General features: G+C 64.2%; 16 protein-coding genes. 10 read left to right on the top strand and 6 right to left on the bottom strand.

Going from position 1 to position 20,285, the window contains the following annotated elements:
• Positions 1-95: 95 nt before the first annotated feature.
• The 9 genes from G3446_RS19820 (at position 96) to G3446_RS19780 (ending at position 10,711) form a co-directional block, all read left to right on the top strand.
• The gene (locus tag G3446_RS19820) at positions 96-2,132 is read left to right on the top strand and encodes a methyl-accepting chemotaxis protein (protein ID WP_164454636.1); all 2,037 of its coding nucleotides are present in this window, start codon (positions 96-98) and stop codon (positions 2,130-2,132) included.
• A gap of 699 nt (positions 2,133-2,831) precedes the next feature.
• Positions 2,832-3,440, top strand: a complete 609-nt coding sequence (locus G3446_RS19815) for an RNA recognition motif domain-containing protein (RefSeq protein WP_164454635.1) — start codon at positions 2,832-2,834, stop codon at positions 3,438-3,440.
• A 588-nt stretch (positions 3,441-4,028) separates the two neighbouring features.
• Complete coding sequence (locus G3446_RS19810; protein ID WP_164454634.1) at positions 4,029-4,541, top strand: hypothetical protein; 513 nt, start codon at positions 4,029-4,031, stop codon at positions 4,539-4,541.
• Between the two features lie 147 nt (positions 4,542-4,688).
• Positions 4,689-5,045, top strand: coding sequence for a hypothetical protein (locus G3446_RS19805; RefSeq protein ID WP_164454633.1), 357 nt, complete (start codon positions 4,689-4,691; stop codon positions 5,043-5,045).
• 131 nt (positions 5,046-5,176) lie between these two features.
• Positions 5,177-6,025, top strand: coding sequence for a transglutaminase family protein (locus tag G3446_RS19800; RefSeq protein ID WP_164454632.1), 849 nt, complete (start codon positions 5,177-5,179; stop codon positions 6,023-6,025).
• Positions 6,026-6,408: 383 nt separating this feature from the next.
• Positions 6,409-7,416 carry a hypothetical protein gene (locus G3446_RS19795; RefSeq protein WP_164454631.1) on the top strand — a complete coding sequence of 336 codons (1,008 nt, stop codon included), beginning with the start codon at positions 6,409-6,411 and terminating at the stop codon, positions 7,414-7,416.
• A 265-nt stretch (positions 7,417-7,681) separates the two neighbouring features.
• Positions 7,682-8,722, top strand: coding sequence for an inorganic phosphate transporter (locus G3446_RS19790; protein WP_209262523.1), 1,041 nt, complete (start codon positions 7,682-7,684; stop codon positions 8,720-8,722).
• Positions 8,723-8,836: 114 nt separating this feature from the next.
• Entirely contained in the window at positions 8,837-9,535 is a 699-nt protein-coding gene (locus tag G3446_RS19785) for a DUF47 domain-containing protein (RefSeq protein WP_209262522.1), read from the top strand.
• Between the two features lie 240 nt (positions 9,536-9,775).
• Positions 9,776-10,711, top strand: coding sequence for a CHAD domain-containing protein (locus tag G3446_RS19780; RefSeq protein WP_164454629.1), 936 nt, complete (start codon positions 9,776-9,778; stop codon positions 10,709-10,711).
• A gap of 120 nt (positions 10,712-10,831) precedes the next feature.
• On the opposite strand, the gene G3446_RS19775 is transcribed toward G3446_RS19780, so the two are convergent.
• From G3446_RS19775 to G3446_RS19750, 6 genes are all read right to left on the bottom strand, one after another.
• Entirely contained in the window at positions 10,832-12,637 is a 1,806-nt protein-coding gene (locus tag G3446_RS19775) for a Na/Pi cotransporter family protein (protein ID WP_342450162.1), read from the bottom strand.
• A gap of 11 nt (positions 12,638-12,648) precedes the next feature.
• A complete protein-coding gene (locus G3446_RS19770; RefSeq protein WP_164454628.1) occupies positions 12,649-13,122 on the bottom strand; it encodes a universal stress protein in 474 nt (157 codons plus the stop codon).
• A gap of 170 nt (positions 13,123-13,292) precedes the next feature.
• Entirely contained in the window at positions 13,293-14,771 is a 1,479-nt protein-coding gene (locus tag G3446_RS19765) for a metallophosphoesterase (protein ID WP_164454627.1), read from the bottom strand.
• Between the two features lie 165 nt (positions 14,772-14,936).
• Positions 14,937-16,184 (bottom strand): hemolysin family protein, encoded by a 1,248-nt coding sequence (locus G3446_RS19760; RefSeq protein WP_245232615.1) that lies wholly within the window; start codon positions 16,182-16,184, stop codon positions 14,937-14,939.
• A gap of 893 nt (positions 16,185-17,077) precedes the next feature.
• Positions 17,078-17,803 carry a histidine phosphatase family protein gene (locus G3446_RS19755; RefSeq protein ID WP_164454625.1) on the bottom strand — a complete coding sequence of 242 codons (726 nt, stop codon included), beginning with the start codon at positions 17,801-17,803 and terminating at the stop codon, positions 17,078-17,080.
• A 210-nt stretch (positions 17,804-18,013) separates the two neighbouring features.
• Positions 18,014-18,463, bottom strand: coding sequence for a hypothetical protein (locus G3446_RS19750; RefSeq protein ID WP_164454624.1), 450 nt, complete (start codon positions 18,461-18,463; stop codon positions 18,014-18,016).
• A gap of 939 nt (positions 18,464-19,402) precedes the next feature.
• On the opposite strand from G3446_RS19750, the gene G3446_RS19745 reads away from it, so the two are divergent.
• Positions 19,403-19,948 (top strand): PDZ domain-containing protein, encoded by a 546-nt coding sequence (locus G3446_RS19745; protein ID WP_164454623.1) that lies wholly within the window; start codon positions 19,403-19,405, stop codon positions 19,946-19,948.
• Positions 19,949-20,285 lie beyond the last annotated feature (337 nt).

The following is a 20,285-nucleotide window of genomic DNA, read 5'->3' as shown; positions in this document are numbered from 1 at the left end:
TGCGTTCTCCGACTCATCGCGGCTTCGCAGGCTATAAAGGGCGTGTTACGCACAACCGCGCCACCGGAGCAGGTGCAAAAGCCAGAGGGCCCGACATGCTCACACGCCTATCCATGATGCAGAAGCTCCTGCTGACGCTCGCGCCCCTGACCGTCGTGGTGGTCTTGGCGATGACTCTGGTCATTCGCGATCTGGTTCACACCGGGGCCATCGAGGACGCGGTTGCGCGCACGCAGCTGCTGGCGCAGGCAGAGGGGGAACGGGTCGCGGACCGCCTGCTCGGCCCGTTGTCAGGGGCGAAGACGCTGGCGAGCCTCGCCGATACGCGCAACCAGTTTCCGGCCGGCGAGCGGCGAAGCTACTTCAACGCCATCCTTGCGCAGTTCTTGAAAGATCGACCGGATCTGTTGGGGGTCTGGATGGTATGGGAGCCGGATGCCTTCGACGGCCAGGACGCCTTCTACGCCGGCACTGAGGGTCATGACGCAACTGGACGATTCGTGCCCTATTGGTATCGCGACGGTCAAACCCTGAAGCTGACCCCTGTCGAGAACTATGCGACGCCCGGCGCCGGCGACTTCTATCTCAAAACCCGTGAGATGGGCAGCCCGCAGATCCTGGATCCCTATGTCTACGAGATCCAGGGCAAGGAGGAGCTTCTCACGACCATCTCGGCTCCCATTAAGGAGGCCGGGCGTGTTGTCGGGGTTGTGGGAATCGACCTCCTGAGCGCGGGCCTCCAGGAGAAGGTTAGCCAGATCCGGCCTTTCAATGGGGTTTCCGCGTTGTTTACCGCTTCGGGCGAGATCGTCGCCCATCCGGATCCAAGCCGCGTCGGCAAGAATGCCCGCGACACGGAGCGCGAAATCCACGGCGACAAGATCGAGGAGCTCCTCGCCGCCCTCGAGCGCGGCGAGTCCTACGTCAACCGCCGACAGACACCAATGATGGGAGGTGAGTCGCTTATCGTCACCGAATCTTTCGCGCTCGGCGATACCGGCCAGCATTGGGGCTTCGGTATGGCGCTGCCCGTCGACAAGGTCCTCGCGGCATCAAATGCCATCATCGGTCGGATCCTCTTGATCGGCGCGCTGGGGCTGGCCCTGCTGATCGGCCTCATGGTGCTGCTCAGCCGCGGCATCTCCAAGCCCTTGGTCGGCGTGGCCGCCGCCCTGCAAGACATCGCCAGCGGCGACGGCGACCTGACCCAGCGCCTGCCGGTGCACGGCAAGGACGAGGTCGCCATGCTCGCGACCGGCTTCAATGCCTTCGTCGAAAAGATCCAGGAGCTGGTCAAGGAGGTCGGCGGCGCGAGCAGCCAGCTGAGCGCCGCCGCGGAGCAGCTCTCCATGTCCAGCGGCAGCATGGGCCAAGAGGTGCAGCGCCAGCACCTGGAGACCGATCAGGTCGCCACGGCTATGAACGAGATGACCGCGACGGTCCAAGAAGTGGCGAGCCACGCCAACGACGCGGCCCAAGCCGCCCGCGATGCCCGCACCGAGACCAGCCAAGGCGCGGATGTGGTCAAGGAGACCATCGCTGTCATCCAGCGTCTGGACACGGAGATCGAGCGGGCGGCAGAGGTCATTCAGCGCCTGGAAAGCGACAGCGATGCGATCGGCACCGTGCTGGAGGTCATCCGCGGCATTGCCGAGCAGACCAACTTGCTGGCACTGAACGCCGCCATCGAGGCCGCCCGGGCCGGCGAGCAAGGGCGCGGTTTCGCCGTGGTTGCCGACGAGGTGCGCAGCCTGGCGTCGCGCACGCAGGACTCGACCAAGGAGATCCAGGCCATGATCGAGCGACTGCAGGGCGGCGCCAACAACGCCGTGACGGTCATGACCAATGGGCGCTCGCTCTCTTCCGAGACCGTCGGGCAAGCCGGACGCGCCGGGGAGTCACTCAACGTGATCAACGACATGATCGGCCGCATCGACGACATGAACACCCAGATCGCCAGTGCCGCCGAGGAGCAGAGCGCCGTAGCGGCCGAGATCGACCGCAACGTGTCGACCATCGCCCAATCGGTCGACAGCTCGGCACGCGGCGCCAACGAGCTGGTCGCCTCCAGCGAGGCCCTCGCCCAGTTGGCTGCGGACCTCCAGACCAGGGTCGATCGCTTCAAGATTTGATACGGATCGCCGTCGCCCAGGTCGCCCCGGCCAACCTCACCGAACAGGTCGCACCCATCAAGCTCGAGGGTGCGACAAACGGTTGGCCGCCCGCGTCAGTCGGAGTCCGTCGCGCGCGGGTCGAATGATGCCGTCAGCGGTCACTGCTGCATCGACACCCAGCGGATGGGGTGGACGCTGAGCCGGCCTATGATCAAGGCCCAAATTCAGAGACCAGTCTTCTGGCTCCCACGCTCCGTCGTGGGAGCAGGTTGCGACGCTACAGCGTTGCGTCGCGGGCCGCTGGGGCTAGCGGGATGCGGCCACGGAGTCCAGCGCAAGGAGCTTCGGATGGCCTAGACGCTCGACCGGCCGACGACCAAAGCCCAAACCAGAGAGGAGGCCCCGAAGAGCATTCTCACCAGTGCATGCAAGCCATACCCTGGATGTACGCATTTTCGCCCCCATATCCCTCATGTAGGCGTGGATCCTGACTACCAGCTATTCACGCGCCACCCTCCCGGTTAAGCGTTTTCGGCCTCGATCATCGTTTCCGCCAGTCGGCTCTTGTCGACTGAAGAAGCGCAGCCCAGTCCACCAACGCCCGCGTGAAGCTCGGTGGACTTCACTCTCGCTCGTCCAGACTACTGGTGGATCTGATGACTGAAGGCCTCGTTTTCTGTCGTCCCCTAATGGAACCCTCGATCAGGACTTACTCCCATGGTTTCAACACGCTCGACGACGAAGAGTCCAACGGTAACGATTCGCGTGTCACACCTCCCTGACCAAACGAGCGAAACCGAGATTCAGCAGCTCTTTGCCGTCTACGGCAAGGTTCACCGTGTTCGGCTGCTCCCGGGCGACCCAGGTTTTCGGTTTCAGCGGGTTGGATATATCGATTTCGACATCGAGGCAGCTGCAAGTGCAATTTCGGGACTCGACGGACACGTGCTCAAAGGCGCAGTCATCCGCGCGATGCAAGTTTCCGAATGGCCGACAGAGACGAAGCCCTTAGCCGAGCCCGCCGCCCCTCGCTCCCCGGGCGGGCAGCCGCGGGAGGGCTCGGGGCGCTACGTCTATACGGTCGTTTCGGTGGAGGTGACCGCCATGCCGACCAGCACCCCAGGTGAGCCTTGGCTACGCTACGTGCTCGCAGGTGGGCAAACGCCGATCGTCGGATACCATCGGGGGACAGTTGAAGAGGTGACCGCTTTTGCCGAGGCCTGTGCCGAAGAATTCAATCTGCGCAATTCGATCGGCTGGAAAGCACGCACCGGCCGGACCCAGTACCGCCCCGCCGCGTCGCGTAAGCCGGCAACCACCGAATGAAGTGGTTTTCGCGGAATTTTCGCGCTTGCAGCGCGTGCTCACCTGATGCATCGCAGCCGGAGGCATATAGAACGCCATTCGGCCAGACACCACCGGACCTTCGCTCAATCACTCCTCGGTGCCGACGCCGCAGTTAAGAGCCTTGATCGTGAGTTGGGCCGGTAGGGTGGACGAGCGAGAGCGAAGTCCACCGAACCCCGCGCCGGCCCTGGTGGACTGCGCTGCGCTTGTCCACCCTCAGCGGGAGGTCGGGCCAATCGATGATCGATGCCAACTGATCTGTCATCCGCGAGGGCGATCATGGTGCTTACCGGGCGGACCGCTGCCCCGTCGCGGACCTGCATGCCTTCGGATCGACATATCAAGCGCGCTGCACCCGATTGCTGCAGGCGAACGGCTGATCACCCCGATTCAGTATTCAGAGGCATCGGCTTGACAATCCATGGATGCGGCTCCGAGGGCCCGCGCGCTTAATCCACTTTGGCCTGATGTGGGTTTCGCCTTTCGAAGGCGCTTGCTCGTTGGATGAGCAATTCCCTGACTATCGACCATTCAATCAACGAACGAGGAGCAGACATGAGAAATCACTTGAATTCGCGCCCAATCGTCGCGGCGCTGGTGGGCGCCAGTCTCATCGGAATCGCGCAGAACGGCCTAGCCTTCGACATGGGCAACATGATGAATCCGTCCAAATGGATGGATGGCGACCGCCAAGCTGACCGGGGGCGCGGCTGGGATGGGCCGGGCTATGGCGCTCCCGGCGGCTATGGCATGCCCGGCTGGTCCGGCATGCCCTACGGGCAGGGAGGGCCGGGCGGCTACAACATGCCGGGAGCCTATGGTGGACCGACCGGCTATGGCGCTCCCATGGGGTATCCAGGCCCAGGCGTCTATGGCCCTCAGCGCGGATATGGCGGCCCTTCCGGTCCCACTCAGCCTGCAATGCCAGGATACCCGGGGACCCCAGCGCCAGGCATGGCACCACCTATTGCTGCGCCAGCGGCTCCATCAGGCGTCTATGGCACGCCCCCGGCGGGGAGCTCGGAGATCGAGGCACTCAAGGCAAGAGTCCGCGAGCTCGAAGGACGTGTCGGGCGTTGAGGCAAGGTGCTGCCGGGGTGCCAGCCGGCAGCGCGAACGACGCGTCTAGCGGCTTCCGCGGCCAATCGCTGGGTGACCGCGGCTCACCGCGGGGGGCGAAGCTCGGTGGCAGCCGGACACCTCCTGAAGCAAGATGGGCTTCACGTCATGAAGCACGCTCACCCTGCACTTCGCGCCCTTGCCGCCCCTCAGGTGCTTCCCGATGCGGCGACGCACGCGCAGCTGAGCCATGTGCAAGCACAAGCGAAAGAGGCCTGCTTCGTTGCCATCTCCTCGCGGTGTCTGCGGCGAGCTGGCGGGCGCGACCCCGCCGGGGCACTCCTGCTGCCCAAGCTCGCGGTGGGCAGCCTCAGCATGAGCCTGCGGCTGGGTGAGGCCAAGCGGGCCATTCGATGCTTCAATGGCGCGATGGCCCGCCGGCTCCCGAAGACCGCTCAGGCAATGGAGGATGGATTCAGGATTCATCGTCGCCTGCATGCGACGCTTGAAGGGATTCCGTCGTGAGCGGATTCGGCCGCGCTCGGGATCCCGCTGAGAAGGCACTGCCCCGAGTCTCGGGCAGTCGACGTCCACGCCGCATGCGCTCGCTGAGCACCAACCCGAACGCGCCCTGAGAAGGGCCTACAAGGTCGTCCATGCAACGCTATCGCATCCTACATCGGACCTACTACAGCTTTTCCGGGCCGGTGCAGCTTGGCCCGCACGTCTTGCGTCTGCGCCCCAGGGAAGACCATGAGCTGCGCATCGAGTCATCGACACTGAAAATTCAGCCCGCCGCCACTCTGCGCTGGCATCGCGATGTCGAAGACAATTCCGTGGCGATCGCGACCTTCGACACGCCCGCCCGCCAGCTCGCGATCGAGAGCGACCTCGTCATTCAGCAGTACAACGAGGCACCGCTCGATTTCCTGGTCGACTCCGAGGCGGTCGACTACCCCTTCGCCTACACCCCGGAAGACGAGCGGGTACTGTCGCCCTATATGGGGCTCTCTCGAGACGCAGGGATGGAGCTGGGGGCTTGGGTCGAGACGCTCTGGAGACCAGGCGAGCCGATCCAGACCTACGCGCTACTGCAACGCCTGTGCGTCAGCATCCATGAGTGCGTGGCCTATCGGATGCGCGAAGAGCCTGGTGTCCAGTCTGCCGAGCAAACCCTCGCGCTGCGAACCGGCTCCTGTCGTGATTACGCCGCGCTCTTCATCGAGGCCGCCCGCTACCTGAGCCTTGCCGCGCGCTTCGTAAGCGGATACCTCCAAGCCGAGCCGTCGGCCTTCAACTATGGCGCGACCCATGCCTGGGCGGAAGTCTATTTGCCAGGGGCGGGCTGGAAGGGATTTGACCCCTCGATCGGCAAGATGTCCGGCGCGGAGCACATCCCCGTCGCCGTGGCGCGACTCCCGGAGTCCGTACCGCCTGTGGCGGGTGACTTCCTAGGGCCGCCAGGAGCCGCACTCAACGTGGGAGTTTGGGTCTCGCCGCTCTAGTCGGACCGCTCATCGGCCGACAGAGCCTCAGACCCTTGCTCGCCTCAGGCCTCCCATGACCTTGGGCTCGCCGCTTCAGGGACTCGCTTTCTCGCAAAGGACAGGGGCGATAGGACCGCGGTCGAGAAGAAGCTCGGTGGCGACCAGGATCGCATACCGCCCGCCAGCCCTTACCGCTCTGATGAGCCTGGCGGGATGCTCAAGCCAGGCACACGCCTCGGCGCGATAGGCTCTAGAATCCGTCTTGCGGAGCGCACTCTCCCCCTGCACCACCCTCTTGGACAAGGACGCCCCAACTGCTTCACCGGAGGGGCGTCGCCCGCGCTGGGGGCGAGCGCCGCAAGCGCGCGCCTGAGGTTTGCACGACCCTTCCGGGATCCACGATGCTCTTTCGATCGCTCTTCCGTGATGACGACGAGGCTAAGGGACGTTACCCAAGGTCGCGTATCGACGCCGCCATCGAGCGCGCAGTAGATGGCACGGACTCACGGCTGCGTCTGCTGTCCGGCTACCGCAAGCGGCTCCTCGAGCCAGTTGTCGCGGCCCTGGATCACGCCGTCGCGCTGGTGGATGCTCTCTCCGAGCCCCTGGTCGCCACGCGGGAGCGCTACCCCGAAGAGCACAGGCTGGCCGCCGTCTTTGCCTCGTCCGAATCCATGCTGGAGCAGCTCGGACGCGATCTGACGCTGCGCAACTTTCTCGCCGGCCCGGGGCGCTACGCCAATGAGGTCACGACGCTGCTGCGGGCCGAAAAGATCGAAAAGCACATTCTCGGACGCGATCTCGTCGACGGCCAGATGCGCCGCGATGTGCCCCAGATCGCGGTCAGCTTCGCCGGTCATCACATCGTGGACCCATCCGAGAACGAGGTCGAGACGCGCTGCCTGCTCAAACAGCGTGCCTTCGATCAGGTCGTGACGCTGGCCTTGTCGCGCATCGCCTCGGCGCAGGAAAAGCGCGCCGATCTCGCGCGGCAGCGCGACCTGCTCAGGCGCAAGCTGGCCGCGCTGGAGCGTGGCGACCTGAGCTTCGACCCGCCCCAAGCGGGCTTTCCCGACCAGCGCAGCCTGGTCAGCGAGCTCGAGCGCATCACTCGGCAGCTGCATCGATTGGGCACAGAAGACAAGGTCCTCCGGGTCCATCTCGACATGGTTGCCGAGGTGCTGATGGACGCAGCACGCCAGCTCTGGAGTCGGGACATCAGCCTACACCTCGACGCCATGAACATCCAACGCCAACCCCGCGACCCTTCCGCGCGCCGCATCATCCTGCGCGAGCTGCACACCGCTCAGGGTCGCCCCACCATTCTCCTGCTGCTCAGACTGGCGCCTTCCGATCTCCCGCCGCCCGAGGACTTCCTCACCGCTGCCGAGCGTTATCTGCGGCGCTGAGCCTCACGCTCCCGCGGCCGGGTGGCCGGACGAGACTTCCCTTCGCTCGAAAGCCGGCTATATTGTTACGAGTTTGTTACGGATGTATTGCGTCCCCATGACATGACATGCCATGGCCAGCGCACGGCGCCGCTCCAGTGAGGTCTCCAGGTCCCCGCGAAACCCGTTCGCCGCCGCCCGACGCTCAGGTCGGTCAGCGCCCCATCGGTCGCCGCTGCAGAGTGCGTCCGTTCGACACCCACCGGTCATCGAGGAGGTGCAGCTATTGGATGTCCTGTCAGCCCTTGTCATCGTCTCCGTCGCCGTGGTCCTGCTGTTCGACTACACGAACGGCTTCCATGATGCCTCCAACATCATCGCCACCCCCATCGCCTCGCGTGCGCTAACGCCGATCCAGGCCGTCACCATCGTCGCCACCTTCGAATTCCTCGGCCCCCTGCTGGGCGGCACCGCGGTCGCCAACACCATCGGCAAGTTCGTCAGCCTGGAAGACGTGACCACGATGCTCTCGGTCACCATCATCCTCTGCGGGCTCGCCGGGGCCATCTTCTGGAACCTGCTGACCTGGTGGTTCGGCATCCCCTCTTCTTCGTCGCATGCCCTGGTCGGCGGACTGACAGGTGCCGTGCTCATCGCGGTCGGCTCGGATCACGTCATCTGGGGCTTTCAGCAACTGGCGGAGGGCCACCTGACGGGCATCACCAAGATCCTGCTGGCACTCATCCTCTCGCCCATCCTCGGCTTCTGGCTCGGCTTCTTCATCCACCGCCTGGTCTTCTTCCTCTTCCGCGGCGCGAAGCCGTCCGTGAACAGGCTCTTCAAGCGGATGCAGATCTTCTCCTGCGCCGGACTGGCCTTCGCCCACGGCGCCAACGACGCACAGAAGAGCATGGGCATCGTGACCCTGGCGCTCTTGAGCGGCGGCTACCTGGAGACCTTCGAGGTGCCCTTCTGGGTGATCCTGTCCTGCGCGCTCGCCATCTCCCTGGGCATCCTCTCGGGCGGCTGGCGCATCGTGCGCACCGGCGGCTTCGGCATCTTCAAGGTGCGGCCCATCCACGCGGTGGACGGCCAGCTCACCTCGGCGGCGGTTGTCTTCGGCGCGTCCATGGTCGGCGCACCCGTCTCGACGACCCACGTGGTGAGCTCCTCCCTGATGGGTATCGGGGCCTCGGAGCGGCCCAAGGCGGTGCGCTGGGCCAAGGCGAAGGAGATCGTCAGCACCTGGATCATCACCATTCCAGGCGCGGGCGCGGTCTCGGTACTGACCTACCTGCTGGTCGACGCGGCGCTCGACATGGGCTGAGGCCGCCCGCCGCGGGGCCAGTCAGCCAAGCCCTGGCCGGAACAAAGACGGCCCGGAAAAGACCCTTGAGCCACCGGCCGGCTCGATAACCATGATGAGACTGGAGGAGACTCGATGAGCGCAACCGGCACATCCGCCGTCACCCGACTGGTCGACCGCGTCTTTCCACGCATGCCCGACTTCTACGGGCTGATCAATGCCCAGTGCGACCTGATCTGCGACGCCATGGATGTCTTCGTGGAGTTCATGGAGACCGGCGACGAAGCAACCGGCAAGCGGGTCCGCACCATGGAGAAGGAAGGCGACGACCTCAAGGCGCGCAATATGGCTATCCTCAGCCGCGCCTTTGCGACACCCATGGATCGCGAGGATATCTACCGCGCGATCGTCGCCATCGACGAGATCCTCAACTATGCGAAGACGACCGTGCGCGAGGTCGAGGCATTGGAGATCAAGCCGGACAATCACATGGCGGAGATGGCGCGCCTCATCCGAGACGGCTGCGCAGCGCTCCGTCAGGGCTATGCCAAGCTCTCCTCGACGCCGACCGCGGCGGAGTCCGATGCCGCCGTCGCGCGCAAGTCAGAGCGCAGTACCGAAAAGCTCTATCGCGCCGCACTGGCGGAGCTCTTTCACGCCGAGGACCACATCGACGCCCTCGGCCGCAACACGGAGGATGCCCAGGCCAATGCCATGCGCTACGTGATCGAGATCTTCAAGCGGCGCGAGGTCTACCGCCACCTGTCGAACGCCGCCGACCGCGTCGAGCATGGCGCGAGCGTGCTTCACGACATCGTGGTGCAGATCGCCTGACCTCAGGGCGCGGGCAGCCGGCAGCTCAATAGGTGATCGCCACGGCTTGCAGACGCCTCCCGGATGGCTAGCCTTAAGGAGACCCTATGAGCCCGCGAGCGCGCCGACACGCGCGTGGCATGCATGAGGCCCCGGCCGCTGGCATCCAGATGGCGATCGGTTGTGGCAGATACGGCCATCGAGCTCGCAAGTCCATCAACGGCGAAGGATGCCCCATGCCGCAGAGGCGAGGCTGAAGCTGTGCCGAAAAAATCCAAGACCCCACCCCCAATCGATGCCAGCCAAACCACTAGCGAGGCCTTCGCCAGCATCCTGCGTCACAACCACGACTACATGCTGACTTGGCTGGAGTCCGCCCGCGACTGGGCCGACATCGAGGGCGTGCACCAGACCCGCGTCGCGGTGCGGCGCATGCGCTCCGCCATCAGCCTCTTCCGCGACGCCATCCCCAAGGAGCTGACCGCGCACTGGGCAGAGGAGCTGCGCTGGATCGGCAGCCAGCTGGGTCAGGCGCGGGATCTGGACGTTTTCATCAGCGAAGGGCTGGTCGCCGTCGCCCCCGTGCAGCTCCCGGGCGAGGCAGAGCTGAGGGCGCTCGCCGAATCCAGGCGGGCCCAGCTCTACCAGGAACAGGTTCAGCCCATGCTCGACAGTGAGCGTTTCGGGCGCTTTCGCACCGAGCTCCCGGATTGGATCGGCACGCGCCCCTGGGAGCAGGCCAAGCTCAAGAAAAAGCGCGCCAAGCGACTAGCGGCAAGCGTGACGGTCTACGCACGTCACCTGCTCGACAAGCAGGAGCGCAAGGTCCTGGCAGCCGGCACCCATGTCGACCGCACCAACCATTTCGAGATGCACCAGCTGCGCATCGAGTGCAAGAAGCTGCGCTATGCCGCAGAGTTCTTCCTCCCTCTTTTCAGCGGCATGGACGAGTTCATCGCACACATGAAGGGGCTGCAGGACTTGCTCGGCGTCATGAACGACGTCGCCGTGACCCGCAATCTGCTCGAAGACCTCTGCGGGGACGAGGGCAAGGGCGACGTGCCGCTCTACGCCGGCGCGGTCGTCGGCTGGCGCACCTGCGAATACCGCCAGCTGCTCGCGAGCTTCGACGACTACTGGGAGGAATTCGTCGGCGCCAAGCACCCCTGGTGGAAAAAGGGCTCGACGCCGAGCTGAGACGCGCCCAGCCTCCAACGCCGGTCCCAGGGCAAGTCGCGCGCAAGCGGGCGACTTGCCCCTTCACTCGGCTGGAAGCTGGACGCTGGCAGCTCGACGCAGGCTAAAGCACCTCGCCGGCTAAAGCACCTCTGAGGAATCCCCTGTCGGCACCGTCTTCGCCATGCGCTTGGCGAAGTAGTAGATGCGCTTGAGCTTCTCGATGATATCGATCTCGATGGTATAGGCCGGGATACGGTTCGGCTCCTCGGCCACCAGGCGTCTCGCCTGGTGCACGGCGGCAGAATCGGCGATGCGCGAGATCTCCTGCTTCATGGAAGTCACGTTCCGCGCCGCCAGCTCGTTACGCTGGGCGACGGCGTGTACGGCGGCCTCGACCGAGCGCGTCACCGCGGCGTGGAGCTCGCTCAGAACCTCGCGGGTTGGCTGGCTAATGGAAACGCCCGCATCGATGCGCTCGTTCCCCAGGACGATGAGATTGGTCTCGATGATGTCGCCGATGTTCTCCAGGTCGTTGACCGCATCCATGAGACGGATCAGCTCGCTGGTCTGGGCCTCCGTCAGGCTTTGGCGACTGATCTTGGCCAGATAGGCGATAACCTGCGCGTGAAGGGTGTCGACGGCGTCGTCCATGCGCTCGATCTCGCGCAGCGTCTCCCGGTTTCCGCTCAGGATGGCGGGCATGATGCGCGCCAGCATCTCCTCCACCCGCTCGCCCATGTGCAGCGCCTCCAGACGCACCCGATCCAGCGCCAGAGATGGCGTCGCGAGCAGGTCCTCGTCCAGATACTTGGCGCGTACCACCAGCATCTCTTCACCCAAGGGCCGATCCGGAATCAGCCACTCCGCGACGCGTGCGAACTGCGTGGTGAGGCCGATGAACAGCAAGGTGTTGGCGACGTTGAACAGGGTGTGCGCATTGGCGATCTGACGCGGCACCTCGGCCGCCAGGCGCGCAGAGCCGGCCAGCTCCGGATGCTTGGGTGAGATCCATTCGACGAAATCGGCGAGCTGACCGATGAAGGCGACCCAGATGATGACGCCGGCGACATTGAACATGATGTGAACCAGGGCCGCGCGCACCGCCTCACGCGGCTTGCCGATCGCCGCCAGCAGGGCCGTCACGCAGGTGCCGATGTTCGCCCCGAAGGCCAGCGCGATCCCGGTCGGCAGATTCACGAAGCCTTGGCTGGCCATGACGATCACGATGCCCGTGGTCGCCGCCGATGACTGGATGAGCCCGGTGAAGGCCGCCGCCACGGCAATGCCGACCAGCGGGCTCTGCATATGGGCCATGACGTCGAGAAAGGGCTGATAGCTGCGCAGGGGCGCCATGCCATCGCTCATCACGCCCATGCCGAAGAACACCAGGCCCAGCCCCATGAGCATCCCGCCGTATTGCTGGATCCGCTCCGTCTTCGAGGCGAAGAGCATGGTGAAGCCGACACCGATCATCAGCAGCGCCGCCTTCGTCACCTTGAAGGCGATGAGCTGGGCGGTCACCGTGGAGCCGATGTTGGCCCCCATGATGACGCCTACGGACTGGGCGAGCGACATGAGTCCGGCGCTGATGAAGCCGACCAGGAGCACAGTGGTCACGGACGAGGAATTGATGACCGCGGTGACGAAGGCACCGGTCACGGCACCCATAAAGCGATTGGTCGTCAGGCGCGCCAGGATGTCCTTCATGCGCTCGCCGGCGACCGCCTTGAGGGCATTGGCCATCTGGTCCATGCCATAGAGGAAGAGCGCCAAGCCGCCGAACAGGCTCATCGCCATGGTGCCCCAGTCGATACCGGCCTCGGTCGCTTCCGCCCCCCAGGCGCTTGCGGTCGGCACGGCGATGAGCGCCACGAGGGCGAGCATCAGAACAGGTGAGCGGGACAGCGTCGGCCAGTTGCCAAGGACTCCTGCAGGGATCTTCACGAGGCCAGCTCCTAGGGATGCGCGGACTTGACGATGGTGACGGGAATCTTGGCCAGGCGCGCCACCTGCTCGGCAACCGAGCCCATGAGCAGGTGCTTGAGACCGGTCGCTCCCTTGCTGCCGAGCACGATCATCGAGGCCCCAACCTTATCCGCGACCTCTAGAATGCGCCCGCTCGGGAGCCCCTTGACCAGCATGGACTCGCGATTCTTGAGCTTCTTGAACTCCGGATACCTCTCCTCGGCCTTCGCGATGAGGTCGTCGAGCATGGCTGCCGCCCCATCCTCGATCCGCATCAACTGCTTCTTTTTCAGTACCTTGCCATAGTAATCCGGCATGGTTCCGGGGTCGTGAACCACGTGCAGGACCAGCAATGACGAATCCAGACAGCGTGCAAGCCACACCGCGTGCAACAGCGCGGCCTCCGAGCTTGGGGAGAAATCGACTGGGACCAGGATGGGTCCGACATCATGGGCTTTCGTCATCTCGCTCCGTTCTCGATCTGTTGAAGTCTGGATCGTCATCGGCGGCCCCGCGCAGCCCGCTCCGGGTCCCGTCCCCGGGCGACACGGGAATCCGCCCAATTATGACAGCTTTGTTACAGAACTCTATCAGCCAGCAACAGGCAGCCTTGGGGAATCAGGGTGCCCGAAGCTCAACTTGCGCCTGGTCTCCCATCCCGCACCAGCGCATTGAAGCCCGGGGCGAGCGGCTCGCCCGGATAGCTCAATGGGACCATGTGACGATGCACGCGGGTGATGACACCGACGCGCTCGTCCGAGGCACTGCAGAGGATGTGGTGGTGATCGATCCCACCGACATTGAGCCAGAAGCAGCCTTCGCTCGCGAGGCGGGTATGCCCGACGATGAAAGGCGTTTCCGGCTCCAGCCCAAGGCGCTTGCGCAGCCGCTTGACGTCGCTGGCGCGGTATCCGGCAGGGACGTTTTGCTGGCGCAGACGCCCGTGCGTCAGCTGATGCTCGACTCTCGGATGCTCGCGGACGTGGATCAGCTCATCGCGGCTCACCTTGCTGATCGGGGCCCCAGCGTGGCAGGTGAGAAACTGCGGCGAGAGCGCAATGTAGGGCAGCAGGTCGTAGAACGCCTGCATGGCATCGCGATAACGGGCGCCGCGATGATCCTGAAGGGTCTTTTCCCAGACCAGGCCTTGCGGCACGCCGCCCTTGCTGATGTCCTCCGAGAAACTGTCGTGGTTGCCGCGCAGATAGAACACGCGTGACGGAAACATCAGCTTCAAGCGCAGGATGAGGTCCATCATGGCCATGGAGGTCTCCATCTCGGCCTCCTGGCCGGGGTCCTCCGGATGCACAGCGTCGCCGATGATGATCATGACCGCGCTGCCGTCTTGCAGCGCCTCGAGAAAGCCGTTCTGCGTCAGGATGACCAGGAGATTGTCAATCTTGGCATGCAGATCCCCGACGATGATGGGCGTCGGCTTGGCCGGAATCTGCAGCAGGCCCCCTGGCCCGCCATCCCGGGTGCGCACACGATAAGGCTCGTCGCGCAAGACCTCGAGCACGCGCTCGAGCAGACCGAGCGCCGCGTCGCGCGGCATCGGCTCGAGCGGCGCCTCGATCAGCCGCGCCAAGCGCTCGAGCTTGGCGCGCCGCCAGGCGATCTGACGATCGATCAGCTTGGGATCGCCATCTGGGGTGATCAGCGTGGGATGCGTCAGGGATTCCCGCTGAAACACCAGTCCCTTGGGTGTGAGCTGGAGCGACAGATGGCGCGCATCCACCGCATGCGTGTACTCAAAGACACCTTGCTGCAACGCATCCTCGCTGCCAAGCATCAGAGTGTCACCTTGAGCGACCCGCACGAAACCGCCAATCCCCTCGAAATATCGCTGAGGATCGAGCAGCAGGTAGTCCTCGCCACAGGTAAAGCCTCCGCTGGCGTCCATCCTGATCTCGGGCACCAGACTCAGCCGAAAGGGCTCGGCCTTGCCCAGGTCGAGGGTGAGCGGTGGCGCCGGGACGGGCACATGGATCTTGGCATGGCCGAGCCGCATGGCCCCTCGCGGGCACTGATCGTCCGCGCGAGGCCCCTCTTCCATCAGCGATTGGAAGACGCTGAAAAACTTGCCGCGGCCTGAGCTGCTCAGATGTGGCATCGGCGGACTCCGGTGAGCGATGCGCCGCGCGCCTGAAGCGGAGAACAGACCGACAGCGGCACGCCGCTCATCGAATCCGGTCCTCGCCGGCCGCGCCACGCCGTCGGCCCCGGGTGCGCCATGCGGACGCCGGCACAGGTCGCCACCGACCGCGGCACGCCAAGGCTAAGGGGATGTCTCGGGTATGGGCTCACAAGCAACATCCGCCTGGCGGCTGATCACGATCTGCCGAATGCGCCGAGCCGAGGCATCCTGGACACAGATCTCGAGGCCATCGAGCACCAAGGTCTCGCCCTCGGCGGGAATGCGCTCGGTGAAGGAGAGGATCCAGTGGCTGACGGTATCGGTCGGCTTGCCGGGGAGCTCGATGTCGAGCAGCTCCTCGACGACGCGCAGCTCGACATGGCCATCGACGAGGATGCTCCCTTCCGCGAGCACCATGGTGTGATTCGGCAGCTCGTCGACCTCGTCATAGATCTCGCCGACCAGCTCTTCCAGGAGGTCTTCCAAGGTGACGACGCCCTGGAGGTAACCGGTTTCGTCCACGACCACGGCCATGTGCTGCTTCTCGCGCCGCAGCAACGGCAGCAGGACGTCGATCTTCTGATTCTCCGGAACGAACAGCGGCGTCCGCCCGATGCTGAGCGCATCCACGCCAGTTCTGCCTGCCACCACGGCGTCGAAGAGGTCGCGCAGAAAAAGCACCTTGAGGATCTCATTCGCATCTTCGCCGTGGAGAGGGATACGTGAGTAAGGCCGCCGCATGACCTCGGGCAACAGCTCCTCCACCTGCCGGCGCCCATCGAGCGAGAACACGCGGCGCATCGGCGTCATGACGTCGCCGGCCTTCAAGTCGTTGAGCCTGAACACGCGCTCGATCATCTCGCGCTCGTCGGACTCGATGGTCCCCTCCTCTTCGCCGTGCTCCATCATGCTGATGAGCTCGGCCTCTGTGATCATCGGATCGGCCTGGGCGCCGGACAGGCGCTGCACCTGGTTGGTCAGCCCGTTGAAGAGCCAAACCAGTGGATAGATGGCGCGCATAAAGCCGACCAGCAGAGGGGCGACGATGAGCGAGATCCGCTCGGCATAGCGCGTCGCGAGGCTCTTGGGCGTGATCTCACCGAAGATCAGGATCAGAATCGTCAGCACGCCGACGGCGACGCCCGGCCCGAAGTGTCCCAGCCAGCGTGTCGCAAGCACGGTCGCCATCGCGGAGGCGGCGATATTGACGACGTTGTTGCCGATAAGAATCGTAATGAGCATTCGAGCCGGATGTCGCTTGAGCAGATAAACCGCTGCGGCGCCACGCCGGCCTTCTCTGGCCAACGCCTCGGCACGCCCGAGTGAAATCGACACGAGCGCGGTCTCGGAGCCTGAAAAGACGCCTGAGAGAACCAGCAGAACGAGCAAGATGACAAGCTCAGCCAAAGACCTGAATCGTCCTCTTCGAAGCCGCGCCAGGGAGGACGCCAAGGCACGCGCTTCAACGGATGCGCCACGCAGACCAGCCGAGATGCGCCGACGCGATGCCCCGCCTGAGCCCTAGGGCCGCGCCTTAAAGCCGCCAGCTCGCTCGCCGCCGCGGACGCATCCTCGTCGGCATCTCCCCCGCTTGCCCGACATTGAGTCCCTAGTTGCGTCGTGCATTCGCCACCCGCGGAGTCGGGTGGATCGACAGACATCTTGCCTCAGCGGGCTTTGATCGTCAGTCGGCCCCATAGGCTGGACGAGCGAGCGCGAAGTCCACCGAATCCCGCGCCGACGTTGATGGACTGCACTTACCTACCCTCTCAGCGGGAGGCCGGGCCAATCGATGATCGACGCCCCTCAGCGGGACAACTTTCGTCCCTGGAGGGCCTCATGCGCCTCGCTAAGTGACTATCCAGGAACTACTTCCCGATTTGGTCGGTACCGTCTGCCCACAAGGCGGGAAGTAGAATGTGGACGTCTCCTAAGGACGAATCTGTCCCTCTTGGGGCCGATCGTAACACAACGGTAACAAAGAAATATCTGGGGGGAATACCTAGTTCGACAAGGGCCCGCGCAATCGGTCAGAGCCAGCTCGACAAGACCCTCTTCATGGTCTTGATCGGCGTCATGCCGCGCAATTCGGGCGAGGTCGTCGAGCGGTGCGCGGCGCCATGGATGGGAGCGAGCCCGCTGGGTCAAGGCTGGCTCGTCTGATAGGCCGTCTGAAAGACCTCGCAGGGGCGACTTTGGTCGGCCTTGGCGCTGGCGAGAGGCAAATAAATTCGCTACAGCAAGAGTGATCGCAATATGTCAGACAGCCTCTGAGAACAGAATTATGCTGTTGACGTCGGACCAACGGGCGCGCTGGCAGTCTCAGCCGTCCAGTCCCAGGAGTCCGCGTCGGGCCGCATGCCGCCCGCAGAGGTCAAGCTGCGACAGGGGATGTCGATGACCCCATTGTGCACGAAGCCAGATGGCTCGCCGAGCTCATCGTAGCGGCAGCAGCGCTGCTCCCGGATGGTGAAGTCGCCGATGTAACGATGGGAGATCTTCTGCTTCAGATTCGTAGCGAAGGGGAGATCGAGAAGGCACGTGATCAGACCACGGATGACCCCGGCATGCAGCACGACCAGCAGCGTCTGCCCCTTGTGCTGCCGCTCTAGCCCGAGTAGGCAGTTGACGCTGCGCTCACGCATCGCAGCGAAGCTCTCGCCATTGGGAAAGACAAAGTCCGGATCGGACTTGTATTGGGGCCAATGACGTTGAGCCCAGTCTTTGGAAAGGCTCGCAAGCTCGCCGTAGTCGACCTCGTTGAGCTCGGGCCGCTCACGCATCGGCGTTCCCGGACGTTGCTCGGCCAGCCAGCGGGCAGTCTCGCGAGCCCGTGCGAGACTGCTCGAATAGACGGCGTCGAACCTCAGCCCCTTCGCGCGGAGCAGCGCGTCGATCCGCGCCAGATCCGTTCGCCAGCTTGGGATCGGCGGCGAGTCCGTCCAGCCAAGAATGCGACGCCTCAAGTTGTTGAGCGTCTTGTAGTGACGTATCACGATCAGTCGCATGATGCCCGGACTACAGAACTTCCCCGGAATATGAAAAGGACGCGCGCCGTCCTCTTGCGCGACCCTTCCGACTCAAGCGCGTGCACCAAGCACAGATCCCAGTTACCACTCGGCATTGGCCACCACCAGTGCAGGTGCCAGTCAAGCCGTCTGCTCCGGCCAGACCAACTCTGATCTCCATCTCGCGGCTGCGCAGTCAGCGCTCAGTCGTCAAGCCGTGTGGCTTGGGCGACGAGCCACACGGGGCTGAAGGCGCTCCAGTAGACTCGTCATGCAAAGCCAGTCTTTGAGCGTCGATGGTCCGTAAAGGCAGGCCATCGTCATGAGGCCATCGAAGAGATCCACACCGTCCCAATGCGGGCGGATCAGCTCCTCCAGGCTCGCGCGGTCGTCGAAGCTGAGTCCGTCATAACGCAGCAGTTGATCGCCCGACTTGGCCCCAGCGCTCACGCAGCCGATGGTCAGACGCTCGCGGTGATCGCCCATCAGCGTCACCTGAACGTTGCAGCCAAGCGGCAAGCTAGGCCCCCCCCTCACGAGCAGCCCGTCGCGGCCGACCCCGATCGCAACGCAAGGAGCATCCGTCACCGTACCGTGCTCGGCCAGCCGTATCGCCGCATCGAGCTGTCTCGGGAAATAGGCGTCGTCGTCAGTGTACATGTCACTCCTCCCATAACCACAAATCGACTGTTATTCTTCTGCTCGTCCCGACGCCAACATTCTGGACCAATTACAAATAATTACAATAGAACTTAGCGCGCCCGACCCGATCTGAGGCATGGCCTCAGTCAGCGAGACCCCATTAGTATCTGCTCAATTAATTCTAGGCTTTCATTGCCTAATTGAATGCATACACAAGGGTCCCTCTTAGCTTTTAAATAATTCTAAGATGTCGAGCACCCATTGAAATCCACGCTTTGAAACCGCTCGCTCAGCGGCCACGACGCCAGCGAGCATTCTCCCGCGGAAACTGGCCGCCGCTCCCGACTGGATACCCTAGGCGCAGATTGCCGATCTGAGCCTTGGTCGTCAGGTGAGGCACGGCTGGACGAGCGCGAGCGAAGGCTACCGAATCCCGCGCCGACGTTGGTGAGCTGCGCAGCGAGAACGTGAAGAAATTCTGCGCTGGTTGGGCCGAGGTACGAAGCCCAACATCGGGGATAGCCCAACGCCTTGATTGTTGGGCCTCCTGCGTCGGCCCAATCGACAGCCAGGCACCACTTCATGCTGTGCTCGGGATACTTTCCCGGCCTCTGCGCTTGTCCACACGACGGCAGCCGGCTGAAACGCTGATCGACGCCCCGACCTGCTGAGCCACTCATGACTCATGACGGGCCGCTCGCCGACCGGCACGGCATGAGAGAGCGACATTAGCCATGCAGCGTGATCCTTGAAAACCAGCCGCAGCCGCCACGATGGGGAATCCGGCCGCGCCGATCTCCTACACTGATCGACCAAGGCCGGCGCTCATGGACAGATCACGTCGCTCCAAGAGCACGCCCAGCGAGCCGGCCGCCGATTCTGGTCTTGGAAATCTCGGGCCAAAAGCCCGTGGGCAAGGGCGCGTCCCGACCTGAGCCGCGCAAATGGAGGTGGGAGATGTTGAAGCGATGTGGCGCCGTTGTGGTCCTTTCCTGGCTATGCAGCGGCTGTAGCGGGACGGCCGTGATCACCGAATCTCGAGCGGACCGCGTCGTCATCGAGGCGAGCAACGCGACCGACGCAAGCGTGTCGGCCGAGGCGAATCGAGGCTGCGCCTTCTACGGTCGATCCGCCCTCCCGGCATCCAGCACCTGCCTCGACGCGGCCTGCGCCAGGCAGGACCACGAATTCACCTGCTCGCGCGTCGACACCCATCGCATTGCCTCGCCATGGCTCGGCATCAGCGTCGACGACATTCGCGATCACCAGTACGCAGAGCCACCAGGCTCACCCGAGGTCGTCGTGACCCGCATCTTCGTCGACCGCCCCGCTTTTCAAGCCGGGCTCCGCGTCGGCGATATCGTTGAAGCCTTCAACGGCACCCGGATCACCGCCGCCGCAATGCTCATCCCACTCAAGAAGAAGGTCCGCCCAGGCAACCGCGTCGAGCTGTCGATTCGTCGGGGCGGAGAGCGTCTGGCACGCGTCATCAGACCTCGATAGCCGCCGCAAACCCTGTGGGCACCGACTTTGAGCATGGCAATCGGTCCATCTTCCCCTGAGAGTCGACAGAAATCTCCATGCCATGACTGCCTGAAGCATCATGGAGGCTTAGAACGGCCTCGATCATCGATTGCCCCGGCCTCCCCCTGTAGGGCCAACAAGCGCAGCACAGCCCACCAAGGCCGGCGCGCGATTCTGTGGACTTCGCTCTCGCTCGTCCACCCGAAGGTTGCAACTGACGATCAAGGCTCGCAAGTAAGGGTTTACCCCCCACCCCAAAGGAGCTACCCGGGAGGCCTTGTCAGGCTGCAGCCGGCTGCGGCAACGCAGGCGCCTC

It is taken from the genome of Thiorhodococcus minor (genome assembly GCF_010820565.1).
Classification (GTDB): domain Bacteria; phylum Pseudomonadota; class Gammaproteobacteria; order Chromatiales; family Chromatiaceae; genus Thiorhodococcus; species Thiorhodococcus minor.
This window is presented reverse-complemented; position numbering and strand designations above follow the sequence as displayed.

Coding starts and splice junctions, on each gene's coding strand:
- G3446_RS19815 (WP_164454635.1), top strand. CDS start 2,832: ATGGTTTCAACACGCTCGACGACGAAGAGTCCAACGGTAACGATTCGC.
- G3446_RS19805 (WP_164454633.1), top strand. CDS start 4,689: ATGAAGCACGCTCACCCTGCACTTCGCGCCCTTGCCGCCCCTCAGGTG.
- G3446_RS19765 (WP_164454627.1), bottom strand. CDS start 14,771: ATGCCACATCTGAGCAGCTCAGGCCGCGGCAAGTTTTTCAGCGTCTTC.
- G3446_RS19770 (WP_164454628.1), bottom strand. CDS start 13,122: ATGACGAAAGCCCATGATGTCGGACCCATCCTGGTCCCAGTCGATTTC.
- G3446_RS19820 (WP_164454636.1), top strand. CDS start 96: ATGCTCACACGCCTATCCATGATGCAGAAGCTCCTGCTGACGCTCGCG.
- G3446_RS19800 (WP_164454632.1), top strand. CDS start 5,177: ATGCAACGCTATCGCATCCTACATCGGACCTACTACAGCTTTTCCGGG.
- G3446_RS19745 (WP_164454623.1), top strand. CDS start 19,403: ATGTTGAAGCGATGTGGCGCCGTTGTGGTCCTTTCCTGGCTATGCAGC.
- G3446_RS19755 (WP_164454625.1), bottom strand. CDS start 17,803: ATGCGACTGATCGTGATACGTCACTACAAGACGCTCAACAACTTGAGG.
- G3446_RS19795 (WP_164454631.1), top strand. CDS start 6,409: ATGCTCTTTCGATCGCTCTTCCGTGATGACGACGAGGCTAAGGGACGT.
- G3446_RS19785 (WP_209262522.1), top strand. CDS start 8,837: ATGAGCGCAACCGGCACATCCGCCGTCACCCGACTGGTCGACCGCGTC.
- G3446_RS19750 (WP_164454624.1), bottom strand. CDS start 18,463: ATGTACACTGACGACGACGCCTATTTCCCGAGACAGCTCGATGCGGCG.